Origin of the sequence: Candidatus Nanosalina sp. VS9-1 (assembly GCF_047555085.1) — an archaeon.
GTDB lineage: Archaea > Nanohalarchaeota > Nanosalinia > Nanosalinales > Nanosalinaceae > Nanosalina.
In genome coordinates, this window is the sequence record NZ_CP180230.1 from 769,143 (window position 1) to 780,755 (window position 11,613).

Annotated in this window: 14 protein-coding genes; 9 read left to right on the plus strand and 5 right to left on the minus strand. The window is 45.9% G+C overall.

The genetic code is table 11. From position 1 onward, the window contains the following. Positions 1-79: 79 nt before the first annotated feature. The gene (locus tag ACK3SF_RS04510) at positions 80-463 is read right to left on the minus strand and encodes a translation initiation factor IF-5A (protein WP_414837505.1); all 384 of its coding nucleotides are present in this window, start codon (positions 461-463) and stop codon (positions 80-82) included. 6 nt (positions 464-469) lie between these two features. Continuing rightward, positions 470-667 (minus strand): histone family protein, encoded by a 198-nt coding sequence (locus ACK3SF_RS04515; RefSeq protein ID WP_414837506.1) that lies wholly within the window; start codon positions 665-667, stop codon positions 470-472. A gap of 66 nt (positions 668-733) precedes the next feature. Here ACK3SF_RS04515 and ACK3SF_RS04520 point away from each other — a divergent pair, with 66 nt between their 5' ends. Further along, positions 734-1,192 carry a hypothetical protein gene (locus tag ACK3SF_RS04520; protein ID WP_414837507.1) on the plus strand — a complete coding sequence of 153 codons (459 nt, stop codon included), beginning with the start codon at positions 734-736 and terminating at the stop codon, positions 1,190-1,192. On the opposite strand, the gene ACK3SF_RS04525 is transcribed toward ACK3SF_RS04520, so the two are convergent. Next, the gene (locus ACK3SF_RS04525; protein WP_414837508.1) at positions 1,125-2,192 is read right to left on the minus strand and encodes an AI-2E family transporter; all 1,068 of its coding nucleotides are present in this window, start codon (positions 2,190-2,192) and stop codon (positions 1,125-1,127) included. The genes ACK3SF_RS04520 and ACK3SF_RS04525 overlap by 68 nt on opposite strands. Before the next feature lie 145 nt (positions 2,193-2,337). On the opposite strand from ACK3SF_RS04525, the gene ACK3SF_RS04530 reads away from it, so the two are divergent. Then, on the plus strand, positions 2,338-3,438 hold the full coding sequence (locus ACK3SF_RS04530; RefSeq protein WP_414837509.1) for a transcription initiation factor IIB: 1,101 nt from the start codon (positions 2,338-2,340) through the stop codon (positions 3,436-3,438). A 47-nt stretch (positions 3,439-3,485) separates the two neighbouring features. On the opposite strand, the gene ACK3SF_RS04535 is transcribed toward ACK3SF_RS04530, so the two are convergent. After that, a complete protein-coding gene (locus tag ACK3SF_RS04535; protein ID WP_414837510.1) occupies positions 3,486-3,920 on the minus strand; it encodes a hypothetical protein in 435 nt (144 codons plus the stop codon). Positions 3,921-4,030: 110 nt separating this feature from the next. After that, positions 4,031-5,140 (minus strand): tRNA (guanine(10)-N(2))-dimethyltransferase, encoded by a 1,110-nt coding sequence (locus ACK3SF_RS04540; protein ID WP_414837511.1) that lies wholly within the window; start codon positions 5,138-5,140, stop codon positions 4,031-4,033. 148 nt (positions 5,141-5,288) lie between these two features. On the opposite strand from ACK3SF_RS04540, the gene ACK3SF_RS04545 reads away from it, so the two are divergent. From ACK3SF_RS04545 to ACK3SF_RS04575, 7 genes are all read left to right on the plus strand, one after another. Continuing rightward, positions 5,289-5,612 carry a V-type ATP synthase subunit H gene (locus ACK3SF_RS04545; RefSeq protein WP_414837512.1) on the plus strand — a complete coding sequence of 108 codons (324 nt, stop codon included), beginning with the start codon at positions 5,289-5,291 and terminating at the stop codon, positions 5,610-5,612. Positions 5,613-5,634: 22 nt separating this feature from the next. Continuing rightward, on the plus strand, positions 5,635-7,437 hold the full coding sequence (locus ACK3SF_RS04550; protein ID WP_414837513.1) for a V-type ATP synthase subunit I: 1,803 nt from the start codon (positions 5,635-5,637) through the stop codon (positions 7,435-7,437). 77 nt (positions 7,438-7,514) lie between these two features. Beyond that, complete coding sequence (locus tag ACK3SF_RS04555; protein ID WP_414837514.1) at positions 7,515-7,733, plus strand: ATPase; 219 nt, start codon at positions 7,515-7,517, stop codon at positions 7,731-7,733. Between the two features lie 168 nt (positions 7,734-7,901). Next, positions 7,902-8,435, plus strand: coding sequence for a V-type ATP synthase subunit E family protein (locus ACK3SF_RS04560; RefSeq protein WP_414837515.1), 534 nt, complete (start codon positions 7,902-7,904; stop codon positions 8,433-8,435). A gap of 6 nt (positions 8,436-8,441) precedes the next feature. After that, on the plus strand, positions 8,442-9,449 hold the full coding sequence (locus tag ACK3SF_RS04565) for a V-type ATPase subunit (protein ID WP_414837516.1): 1,008 nt from the start codon (positions 8,442-8,444) through the stop codon (positions 9,447-9,449). Between the two features lie 20 nt (positions 9,450-9,469). Next, a complete protein-coding gene (locus ACK3SF_RS04570) occupies positions 9,470-9,784 on the plus strand; it encodes a V-type ATP synthase subunit F (RefSeq protein ID WP_414837517.1) in 315 nt (104 codons plus the stop codon). Between the two features lie 97 nt (positions 9,785-9,881). After that, on the plus strand, positions 9,882-11,609 hold the full coding sequence (locus tag ACK3SF_RS04575; RefSeq protein ID WP_414837518.1) for a V-type ATP synthase subunit A: 1,728 nt from the start codon (positions 9,882-9,884) through the stop codon (positions 11,607-11,609). The last annotated feature ends 4 nt before the right edge of the window (positions 11,610-11,613 follow it).

Genomic DNA, 11,613 nt, shown 5'->3' on the forward strand with positions numbered 1-11,613 from the left:
TCTTTCCGCAGAATCAAGAAAGAAAAAATATGGCGAATATTAGAGGCCTCAAGGCGGAGGCCTCTGAAAAAATTGTTTTTTACTCTTCTACGCCTTTGAAGAGTTTTCTGTCGTCGACTACCCAGTAGTTGATCTTCTGTCCTTCTGAGACATCGAAGTCGTCAGGGATCTGCATTTCTTCTGTCTCGTAGGTGTCCATGTCCATGACCTGTGCGACGTCTTCTTCCTGTGAGACAACCTGGCCGACTTTCTTGTCCATGTCCGGGCTGAGCATCATTGTGTCAGCCGGCTTTGTGATATGTCTGTCTTTTTCGTCGAATAGGCCTCGGGCCTTGATCTTGGCCTTGGCGCTTCCGTGTTTTCCAGGGCTTGATTTGGATACGTCTCTAACTTCACATGGTTCTCCGTCAATCATGACGAAGGATCCGTTGCGTAGTTTTCCTGCTTCAACTTGCTTCGGCATCTTCAATCACTGTGTTGCAATTTCAACGTCTTCTTCTTTTACGGTGTTTCTACCTGCGTGGCTTGCCATGTTGACGGCGTCAGCAGCTACTTCTTCGCCTAGATCTTCTAGTGCGAATCTTAGTTGATCTACTGCTTCTTCTGAAACTCTTTCTGCTCCTGCCTTCCTGATTATTCTTTCAATTGGTGCATTTGGTAAGCTCATTGTTAATCACAGTAAAAGTATCGCAGAACATTTTTTAATAATCAAAGGCCTTTCAAGTTGCATTACATGGAAGTAGCAGTCGATGCAAACGTAGTAATCCACGGCAGAAGAAGCAACAGTTTTGAAAAGGCCTACACAGTGCCCGAGATATTTGCAGAGCTTGAAAGCAAGGAGGCCCAGAGAAAAGCCGATACCATGGATCTTAAGCCCAGAGAGCCGACAGAAAAATCTCTGAAACTTGTAGAAGAAACATCTGAAAAAATAAACTCTCCTACCTCTCATGAAGATGAAAAACTGGCTGCACTGGCACATTCACGGGAATTAACTCTTGTAACAGATGACAAGGCCTTGCAGAATCTTGCAGAAATTCTTGATATAGACTACACATCTTACATGGACGAGGAAATAGAAGAGGCACTTGAATGGGAGCTTGTATGCGGAAACTGCGGTAAAGAAATCAGTTCTCAGCCGTGCCCTCGATGTGGGTCTGAGATGATCCAGAGGAAGGCCCGCTCGTATAATTAAGAGCGAACTCCTTAGTCAGTATCAGTAGCAGAGGCCCTATTATTATCCCCTTGAAGCCCAGTACGAGAGGCCCTGTAAGGAATCCAAGGAAAATCACAAGAGGATGCTCATCCATCTGCTTTGAGCCGATGTAAGGCCTCAGGAATATTTCAGTCATGACGTTGATGACTACAGATCCGAAAATAAGAATTAGAGCTCCTTTAAGCGGATCTCCTATCATGAAGTAGTATATTCCAATAGGCCCGTAGATCATGAAAGCTGCTACAAGCGGGAGAAGTGCTGCAACTCCTATTAGTATAGACCATAGCGGAATAAACGGTACTGGAGAAGTCACCATCGATATCAGGTAGAATCCCATACCTGCAACTAGAGCAAGTATGAATGCTACTATGAACTGCGTCATGAAGACTCCTTTGAATATTTCATCTATTGATTTAAGAAGCGACTTCACAATTCCTCTTTCAGGCTCCGGTATGTTATTCAGTATCGATCGCAGCTGGTTTTCAAGCTTGTTTCTATCTTTGTAGAGGAAAAGTGTAGTTACAAGGAATATTCCAACATCTATAAGCAGTGTAGGTATGGAGGCGAAAGTTGAGACAAGCTCATTCGTAGCTCTGTCAGATACCCTGTTTATAACAGATTCAACGTTGGCCTGGAACTGTTCGGAAAGATTCAGGAAATCCACCGCACTCAGTATCCCGCTTCTCAGAGAGCCTGTAAACTGATTGAACTGTGAAAGTATATCGAAAAAGTTATTGATGAAAAAGTAAAGGAAAGCTACAAGGCCTACAACGACTGCCGATATCACTATAGTGGACGAAAGTAGTTCGTTGTCCAGTCTGCTATCGAGGCGCTCATGGCCAAACCGCAGTAGATACGAGACAACTATAGCAAGTACTATCGCGTCAAGAAACGGATAAAGTATGAACATGCTGCCCAGGACCAGTAGCAGCGTCACGAGTATAGTTTCTCTCTGCGACCTGAGCTCGTTATCCGTCATACATACCCTATATTTCAGAAAAGTTAAATCAGCTAGGGACAGCCGCCAGAACAGGCCTGTGTTGTCACTGAGGCCTCAAAGATACAGGGGTAACGCATAAAAAGATTGCGGTAAAGTTAAAATGTTATAAGGTGTTTAATTAAAAATGAGCCAGGATTCTGCAGAGAACATTCCAAGAAGGCAGCACGATAACTATGAAGTACCTGACGAGTGGAAGGAAGACGAAGAGGCCTCTGAGACATCGGATAATGAAGCCGAGTCCGGAGAGGTAGATCCCAGTGAAGTTGAAGATGGAGAGGGATACGAGCTACGTCAGGAAGAAGCAGAGGAAGGAGATGAAGTCCTTACATGTTCAGAGTGTGGAGGACAGCAGTTCGAGGAAGATTCCTCCAAGGGAGAGCTTATCTGTATCAGCTGTGGAACAGTAATCGATGAGAACAGGATCGACGAATCCGCAGAGTATAGAGCTTTCAACGCCGAGGAAAAGGAGAAGAAGGCGCGTGCAGGACAGCCACTAACATATACTAAGCACGACATGGGAATCTCCACGGAGATCGGACAGGGAAGTGGAGAACTCTACAAAGTCTCAGGGAACAAGAGAGCTCAGTACTACAGACTGAGAAAATGGCACAAGAGACTGACGAAGTCAAAGGACAGGAATCTTGGATTCGCTCTATCCGAGCTGAACTCCATGATCTCCAACCTGAACCTGCCAGAAAGCGTCCACGAGGAGACAGCACGACTGTATGAGAAATCCGTCGATCAGGGCCTCGTGAGAGGACGATCAATGGAGTCCATCATCTCAGCAATCATTTACATTGTAGCACGTAAGCAGGGAACACCGAGAACTCTTGACGAGATCTCTGATGCTTCCGGAATCGAAAAGAGGGAGATTGGAAGAGCTTACAGATACGTGGCACGTGAACTAGGCCTCAGGATTCTTCCAGCGAAGCCTCAGGACTACGTACCAAGATTCGCCGGAAAACTCCAGCTTTCTGGAGAAGTCCAGGCAAGAGCACGTCAGATCCTGAAGGAGGCAAGAGAAAGAGACCTACTCTCAGGAAAAGGCCCTACAGGCCTTGCCGCTGCAGCACTCTACATCGCAGCAGTACTTGAAGGCGAGAAGAGAACACAGAGAGAAGTTGCCGATGTAGTCGGAGTCACAGAAGTGACAATCAGAAACCGCTACAAGGAACTTGCAGAGAAGCTAGGCCTTGAGGAAGAATTGGAAGAGAAATCCAATTAAAGGCCTTTTCTCACTACATATTTCTTTTTTCTTGTCAATAACTATTCTTAATCCATCGTTGCTGGTTCTGTAACATTTGTATCCGCTGAAACATCCATAGATTCTTCAACACTATCTGTTTCCATATATGCTGATAGGCTGAAAACATCGTAAGCTGGCTTCCAGATATCTTTGGCACGATATCTTTGATCTTCAGCGCCATCCACGCCTATCTCAACCATTACCTGTCTAGCGAGGACATCATCATTGTGAACAGTGGCTTTCCAGTAGTCCTTTGCATAATCTCTGTCAAGCTGGACTTGCATTGAAACGTCCGCTGTCTCTGCACCGTTGAGAACTTCTTGCGCAGTAGCATCTACTCCTAGTTCTGAAAAAAGCTCATTAATTTGCTCTCTATCCGCTCCCGTTACCTCATCACTACCCGCTTCTATTTCTGGCGGCGTAGATCGATTAGAGGCGTAACCACTATTGCTGTACCTCATTTGCAATAAAAAATGCGGCCAGCGGATTTAAAAAATTTCGCATACAAACGGGAGGCCTTCCAGATACCTCCAGAAACTCGTGAGAACATTGATTTACTCTGGAAGATTTTTCAATCGCTTTGTTCAGTTATGCTTGCATCTCTGATCTCTGATCTAATATCTTCAAATGGAGCATCCGTCTTCAGGCCTGTAGGCGAGAAATGTGTTCTTGAAACTATGTATCCTTTGTCCTTTAGAGCTTCTATAACTTCATCTCTTTTAGGGGCCTGTATCTCCAGCTCGGAGGCCATCTCGTGGATATCGTAGAAAGGAGTTTTGATCGAGGCCTCTGAATCAATTATACGTACTTTCTCGTGGGCCTCTTCCCATTCTTCCGGTGTCTTTTCAAGCATTTTTTCAGTGAATCTCTGATCGGAAAGCTTTCCCGTCCAGAGAGGGCCTGCGATCTCCGTTTCTTCGCCGCATTTCTCACATTCTTCTTTTCTCTCCAGTGTTCTCCAGCGGCATCCCCGGCAGAAACTCAGGTAGCCTATATTATCCAGATTTCTGTTCGTTCTTCTTTTGGATTCAGTCACTCTGCCCATCACACGGCTGTAATGCCGTTCATGGAAGCAGATCTTTGGCTCAAAGCATTTATCGAAGCGTGCAAAGTTCTGGAAAACTTCCTTGATATATATTCTGAGGCCTGTCTCATGCATGAAGCTGTTGCGAAGAGGCCTGGATCCATAACGTCTCTCACAGACTGTAGGATAACTTCCGGATGGTGCCGAGTTATCTGTCGCTGTAAATCCGACGAAACTTGTGTGATTTGCGGCTCTGGCTGTTGAGTCCAGGAACTTGGTGAAAGGTCCGAACGGATCAACATCTATAAGGTGGAAGAAGTTTCTCTTTTCCGAGAGCAGTACATTTGCATCTTTCTCCGTTGTCTCTGCATCCATATCGTTCATTTTCAGGCCTTTCTGTATAGCTTCCTGGGCCTCGGGATTTGGATCGTTCAAATACAGTTTATCGTTTTCTTCGGCGTATCGGAATCCTCTGATACCGGATCCTGATGTTGCGTCGCATACTCTCAAGTGATCTAGATCTACCTGTTCCCGGAAAACTTTGACAGCTACTTCTGATATGTCTCTGTTGAGCTGCATCTCCGGATTGTAGAACACATCTGCATCTTTAGTTACCTCATCCTCTGAGGCCTCGAACTTTACCCCTCGTTCCTCCATTTCCATAATATATTATGGTAGAGTTAATTACGAGAATTTTTAACTTAGGTCCAACACTACAGAAATTTTTATAAATGGAAGAGCGGAGCGCGCCGGGATGTCCTTTATAAGTCTTCCAGAGACGGTCTAGTAACAAGGTGCAGAGCTCTTGAAAACAGTAGTCGAGCAGGTTAAGGATGCCGAGGAAAAGGCTGAAGAAAAAATTGAACAGGCCAGAGAGGAAAAGCAGGAAATAATCGAAGAGGCCCGTGAAAAGGCCGAGGAGAAAATCGAGAAGGCCAGGAAAAGAAGCTCGGAGAAGAAGGAGAAGGAACTTGAAGACTTCGAACAAGAGCTTGAGGAAAAGAAACAGAGTATTATCGAAGAGGCAGAAAAAGAGGCTGAAGAGCTTCGAAGAGATGCCGAAGAAAACGAGGATTCTGCAGTCGAGTTTCTAACGGAGAAATTCACTGAAGAATTTCTTGAAGGGTGATTAAGCCATCAAGCCTGTTGAAATGACCAAGGTATCTATTACAGGCCCGAAGACACAGTTAGACAGAGTTATAACTACTTTATATGATCTTGAAGTTCTTGATATAGATGATTACAGTGGAGAGATGCTTGAGAAAGGTGAACCGTTCAAGAAAGCCGAGGATCTTTCGCAGTTACTTGTTGATGTTAGATCTCTGAAGTCCAAGTTGCCTGAAATCGAGTACGAAAACGGGAATGGATTCAGCTTGGAGAATATCCAGGATTCTGTTGAAGAGATAAATGAAGAAGTTGACAGCCTCACAGCTGAAAGAGACAGTATAAAGACCGATATATCAAATCTAAATGACCATATAAGATTCTTCAAGCATATCAAAGGCTGTGATCTAAAGTACAGTGATCTTGCAGGATCAGAAAATCTTGATGTTATTGCAGGAAAGTTTGATAGAGAAGGCCTGACACAGGACCTTGGGGACGACAGTTACGATATTTTCGAGGGAAGTCAGGCCTCAGTAGTAGTTTTCAGCAACGATTCCGGGCTGGACTCCCGTATCAGAAATCATCTCAAGGAGGAGTACAGTGTACCGGAGCTTGATGTCTCCGGCTTCCCGAGCGAAGTTATAGATGATCTCAGGAAGAGAAGAAAGGAGCTGAAGCAGAGCCGTAGAAGTCTTGAAAAGAAGATAGAGGATATCGCAAGGGATTGGTATCCACGTCTTGACGGAGCGGATGAATTCCTTACCGAGAAAGTTGAGAAAGCTGAGGCACCTATCCGATTTGGAACTACTGACAAGGCCTTTGTTGCCCAGGGATGGATTCCTTCCGAGCAGTTCGAGGAAGTCGAGGAGATCCTGGCAGAGGCCTGTGAAGGAAAGATTCATATTCAGAAGGAAGATGATGATCAGGAGCCTCCTGTAAAGCATGATAATGCAGGACCTGTCAAGCCTTTCGAGTCTTTGACTGATCTTGTTTCAGTTCCAAGGTACAATGAGCTGGATCCTTCTATTGTTTTGATGCTTACTTTCCCACTTTTCTTCGGATTTATGATAGGTGATGCCGGATACGGGCTTACCACTTTCTTGGTCTTTTATGGAGGGATGAAAGTGTTCCCTCAGGCCAAGGAAATTTTCAAGTCGCTGATGTATGCCTCCGTTGCGACGTTCTTATTCGGACTGGCGTTCGGTGATGCGTTCGGATACGTCATATTCGGCCATCACTCCGAACTAGCTGCCGCTACAGGAATCCATCTGTTTGAACAGATTCCGATTCTGTGGCATCGTGCCGAGCATCTTGGACAGGTATTCAACATTGCGGCCATGATAGGCCTCGTACACGTTAATATTGGATACCTGATTGGAGGCTACAACGAGTACGTTAACCACGGATTGAAGGAGGCCTTCCTTGAGAAAGGTTCCTGGCTTGTACTTCAGATCGGTGCATTGATGACGTACTTTTACGGTGCAACGGTAGGAGGGCCTGTACTGGCTCTATCAGTAGTATTGTTGTTTGTAGGTGAAGGTGTGGAAGGCCTTGTCGAGATCCCTTCATTGATCTCGAACATCCTTTCGTACCTTCGAATCTTCGGTGTCTCAGTCGCAGCCGTCGTACTGGCGCAGGTCGTTAACTCGATGGCCCAGCCGCTCCTGACTTCAGGAAGCGTAGTCGGTTTGACGGCAGGCATCGGTTTACTTGTGTTTGGACACGTGTTCAACACATTCGTTAAAATCATGGAAGGTTTCCTCCAGGGCATCCGACTTCACTACGTCGAGATGTTCAACAAGTTTTACGAGGGAGGAGGCCGAAAATACCTGCCATTCGGGGCAGAGTAAACTCCAGACTTGGAGTTTACGAAAAGCAGAAACTCAACAGAGTTTCAAAAATCGATATTTGAGGTGAAAATCACACAATGGCAATAGGCGAATTCGCAGCAATCGGTGCAGGACTAGCAATCGGACTTTCAGCACTAGCTACAGCTTGGGCTCAGTCAAAGATCGGAGCCGCTGGAGTAGGTGCACTAGCAGAAGATGATAGTCTCTTCGGTTCAGTGCTTATTTTGACAGCACTTCCTGAGACAATCATCATCTTCGGACTGGTAGTCTCACTGGTTATCGCAGGATTCATTTAGAAAAACCAACTCAAGGCCCGTAACAGGGCCTTTAATTCAATTTTTAACCACAAACCAACGAGGAGAAAAACGATATGACAACAAGAATCAAGGAAGAAAGCGGAAGGCCTGAAAACAGTACTATGAACGACTTTAACACGGAAAAAGTTTCTGGAGGTGTCCTGTAGAATGGGACTTGATGATGTGAAGAATGAGATACTTAATGAAGCAGAGCAGGAGAAAGAAGAAATCCTAGAGGAAGCTGAGGAGAGAAAACAGGAGATTCTGGAAGAGGCTGAAGGAGAGGCTGACAGAATCCGAAGTGAAGCTGAAGAGGATATAGAGGATGAGAAGGCCTCTATGGAGAAGAAGGCTGTCTCCAATGCCAATATGAAGGCGAAGCAGAAGAAGCTCAAGGCAAAGGAGAAGGCTCTTGATCAGGCCTTTGAAACATTCAGGGATGAACTTCATGATCTCTCCAGTGATGAGAAAGAGTCCATGATCGAGAACGCCATCGAATCTGCTGATTTCGAGGTAGGCCTCGTCAAGGGAAGTGAAGATTTCGAGGATCTTACAGACAGAGAGTTTGAGTCAGCAGATGTGAACGGTTTTGTTCTTGTCTCTGATGATGGTGAGAGGCAGCTCAATTTCACGTTTGATAAAATCGCAGATGATTTCAGGGCCAGATACAGGAAGGATGTTGCCGAAGAGCTTTTCGGTTGATCAGCTATGAGTCTAGTAGATAAAATCCCGAAGGACTATCCTTATTTGAACGCACGTATCAGAGCCAAAGGAGCTCAGCTTCTGGACAGGAATGACTACGAGAATCTTCTCAAGATGAAGTCCAACGGTATCGCCCGGAAACTGGAGGAAGGGCAGTACAGCAGGGAGATAAACGAGCTTGGTTCAATGCTTGATGGGACAGAGCTTGTGGAGACTGCTTTACAGAGAAATGCAACTAGAACTCTTGTTGAACTTGTTGATGAAAGCTCCGGAAGCCTTGAAGAGATACTGAAGGTATATGTAAGGCGTTATGATATTGAAAGCCTGAAGAGGCTTCTGAGAAAGAAGAAACAGGGCGAAGAACTAGGCACAGTAGTAACACCCGGATTTGAGTATCCTATCGAAAGACTCGAAAAAATGCACAGAAATGAAAGAGAAGAAATAATAAACTCCATCGAATTCGAAGGAGCGCTCGTGGATTACAGCGAATACATCTCCGCAGAACAATCACTTGAAGAGTTCGAGAGAGGTATCGATCAGGCCTACTTCGATGAACTGGAGAAGCTAGCAGATAAAACAGGCAATAAAAGACTGGAGAGATTCCTGAGGAAGGAACTTGAGTACGAGAACCTGAGGATTGTTATCCGGCTGAAAAGATATGACATAGAAGCTGAAGAAATCAGGAACAGATGTTTCAACTGTGAGGCCTCGAATCTTGTTCAGGCCTGTATCGATGCAGCGGACTTTGACGAAATGCTTCAGTTGATCAGGGACTCCGACTGGGAAATAGGAATGGCTGAGGAAGTAGAGGAGGTAGAGCACCAGTTGAAGGTTTCACGCCTCCGCAGCTCCTTGAAGAATCTGAGGACTGCGCCTCTAGGCCTCGCACCGATAATGTCCTTCGTGGTTGCAAAGATGGTTGAGGTCGACAATCTTCGTATGATGGTTCAGGCCAAGTCCACAGGCGCTCAGGATGCCGATAAAATCAGGGAAAATCTAGTGATTTCAAGATGAAAAAAGAGGTAAGATAAAAAATGGTAGATTCAGACGACAGGAAAAGTATTGCAGTGATCGGTGACTCCGATTTCACGACAGGTTTCAAGCTTGCAGGCATCAAGAAGACTTTCGACACAGAAAACTACAGGGATACAATCGAAGAACTGATTGATCGAGATGACATCGGAATCCTTGTAGCCGAGGAAAGTGACCTGGAGAAGCTGCCTAAAAGAGCACGAAACACTGTTGAATCAAGTGTCGATCCTGTGGTAGTAGCCTTAAGCGAGACAGCTGAAAGCGAAAGATTGCAGGAGAAAATCAAGAAAGCTATTGGAGCAGACATCACACAGTGAGACAGTCTAAAACTAATACTAAAGGTGTAAATTAAACAATGAACAACGAGAAAAACAACGAATCGTTTCATACAGAAACACAGAGGGTGAACAACTGATGGGAGAGATTTACAAGGTAGCAGGGCCTGTAGTAATCGCTACAGACATGGACGCACAGATGTACGATGTTGTACATGTCGGAGAAGAAGGCCTGATGGGAGAAGTAATCCAGATAGAAGGAGAAAAATCATACATACAGGTATACGAGGATACTACAGGAGTAAAGCCTGGAGAACCTGTAGAGAACACGGAAGAGCCTCTTTCCGTAGAACTTGGACCAGGCCTGCTGACATCTATCTACGATGGACTTCAGAGGCCTCTTCCTGAGCTTCAGGAGATGACAGGAGACTTCATCGCCAGAGGAGAAGATGCTCCAGGAATTGATGAAGAAAAAGAATACGATTTCAGGCCTACAGTCGAGGAAGGTGACGAAGTTGAACAGGGAGATGTCGTCGGTAAAGTCGACGTAGAGTACGGAGATCACAAAGTAATGGTTCCTCCGGATTCAGAAGGCGGAGAAGTCGCCGATGTCAGAAGCGGAGATCATACAGTAACAGATACTGTAGTCGAGCTTGAAAACGGGGAAGAGATCCAGATGAGACAGGAATGGCCTATCAGAGACGCAAGGCCTGCTCAGGACGATCTTAGACCTGAAGTCCCTCTAGTTACAGGACAGAGAGTTCTTGACGGACTGTTCCCAATTGCAAAGGGAGGAACAGCCGCTGTTCCCGGAGGATTCGGGACAGGAAAGACTGTGACACAGCAGTCTCTCGCGAAGTTCTCCGACGCAGACATCATTGTATACATCGGATGTGGAGAACGTGGAAACGAGATGACAGAGGTACTGGAAGAGTTCCCAGAGCTTGAAGATCCACAGACAGGAGATAAAATCATTAATCGAACAGTACTCATTGCGAACACTTCAAACATGCCTGTAGCAGCAAGAGAGGCCTCCATCTACACCGGAGTGACGATCGCAGAGTACTTCCGCGACATGGGACTGGACGTCGCACTGATGGCCGACTCCACTTCCCGTTGGGCGGAAGCTATGCGAGAGATCTCCGCAAGACTGGAGGAGATGCCTGGTGAAAGAGGTTATCCTGCTTATCTTGCTTCAAGGCTTGCAGAGTTCTATGAGCGTGCTGGAAGAGTTGATCCTCTTGCAGATGAGGATCCGGGTTCCGTCTCGATCATCGGAGCTGTTTCACCTCCGGGAGGAGACTTCTCGGAGCCTGTTACTCAGAACACCTTGCGTGTTGTGAAGAACTTCTGGGCTCTGGACAAGGATCTGGCCGAGAAGAGGCACTTCCCATCGATTAACTGGGATGATTCTTACTCCGGTTATGAGGATATGCTTGCAGACTACTTCAAGGAAGAAGTAGACGACGACTGGAGTGACAACATTCAGAGAATGAAGGATCTGCTTCAGAAGGACGGCGAGCTTCAGGAGACAGTTCAGCTTGTCGGAAAGGATGCTCTTCCGGAAAGAGAAAGATTGACACTGGAGATTGGAACATTGATAAAGCAGTTCTACCTGCAGCAGAATGCATTCCATCCTGTCGATCAGTACTCTTCACCGCAGAAGACTTTCGACATCCTTGAACTGATCCTGGACTGGGGAGACAACGCTTACCAGGCACTTGAGGACGGTGCAGCTGTACAGGATATCGTTTCACTGGCCTCAAAGAACAGAATCAGTGAGGTCAAAACCGCAGATGACTACGAGGATAAGATAAACGAACTCCGTGACCAGATGGATGAAGAGTTCTCGGAGCTTGAGAGGTGATTTT

What these genes read in the sequence shown, in the direction of transcription:
- ACK3SF_RS04525 (WP_414837508.1), bottom strand. Translation starts at nt 2,192, where the DNA reads ATGACGGATAACGAGCTCAGGTCGCAGAGAGAAACTATACTCGTGACG.
- ACK3SF_RS04535 (WP_414837510.1), bottom strand. Translation starts at nt 3,920, where the DNA reads ATGAGGTACAGCAATAGTGGTTACGCCTCTAATCGATCTACGCCGCCA.
- ACK3SF_RS04550 (WP_414837513.1), top strand. Translation starts at nt 5,635, where the DNA reads ATGACCAAGGTATCTATTACAGGCCCGAAGACACAGTTAGACAGAGTT.
- ACK3SF_RS04515 (WP_414837506.1), bottom strand. Translation starts at nt 667, where the DNA reads ATGAGCTTACCAAATGCACCAATTGAAAGAATAATCAGGAAGGCAGGA.
- ACK3SF_RS04565 (WP_414837516.1), top strand. Translation starts at nt 8,442, where the DNA reads ATGAGTCTAGTAGATAAAATCCCGAAGGACTATCCTTATTTGAACGCA.
- ACK3SF_RS04555 (WP_414837514.1), top strand. Translation starts at nt 7,515, where the DNA reads ATGGCAATAGGCGAATTCGCAGCAATCGGTGCAGGACTAGCAATCGGA.
- ACK3SF_RS04560 (WP_414837515.1), top strand. Translation starts at nt 7,902, where the DNA reads ATGGGACTTGATGATGTGAAGAATGAGATACTTAATGAAGCAGAGCAG.
- ACK3SF_RS04510 (WP_414837505.1), bottom strand. Translation starts at nt 463, where the DNA reads ATGCCGAAGCAAGTTGAAGCAGGAAAACTACGCAACGGATCCTTCGTC.
- ACK3SF_RS04540 (WP_414837511.1), bottom strand. Translation starts at nt 5,140, where the DNA reads ATGGAGGAACGAGGGGTAAAGTTCGAGGCCTCAGAGGATGAGGTAACT.
- ACK3SF_RS04530 (WP_414837509.1), top strand. Translation starts at nt 2,338, where the DNA reads ATGAGCCAGGATTCTGCAGAGAACATTCCAAGAAGGCAGCACGATAAC.
- ACK3SF_RS04575 (WP_414837518.1), top strand. Translation starts at nt 9,882, where the DNA reads ATGGGAGAGATTTACAAGGTAGCAGGGCCTGTAGTAATCGCTACAGAC.
- ACK3SF_RS04520 (WP_414837507.1), top strand. Translation starts at nt 734, where the DNA reads ATGGAAGTAGCAGTCGATGCAAACGTAGTAATCCACGGCAGAAGAAGC.
- ACK3SF_RS04570 (WP_414837517.1), top strand. Translation starts at nt 9,470, where the DNA reads ATGGTAGATTCAGACGACAGGAAAAGTATTGCAGTGATCGGTGACTCC.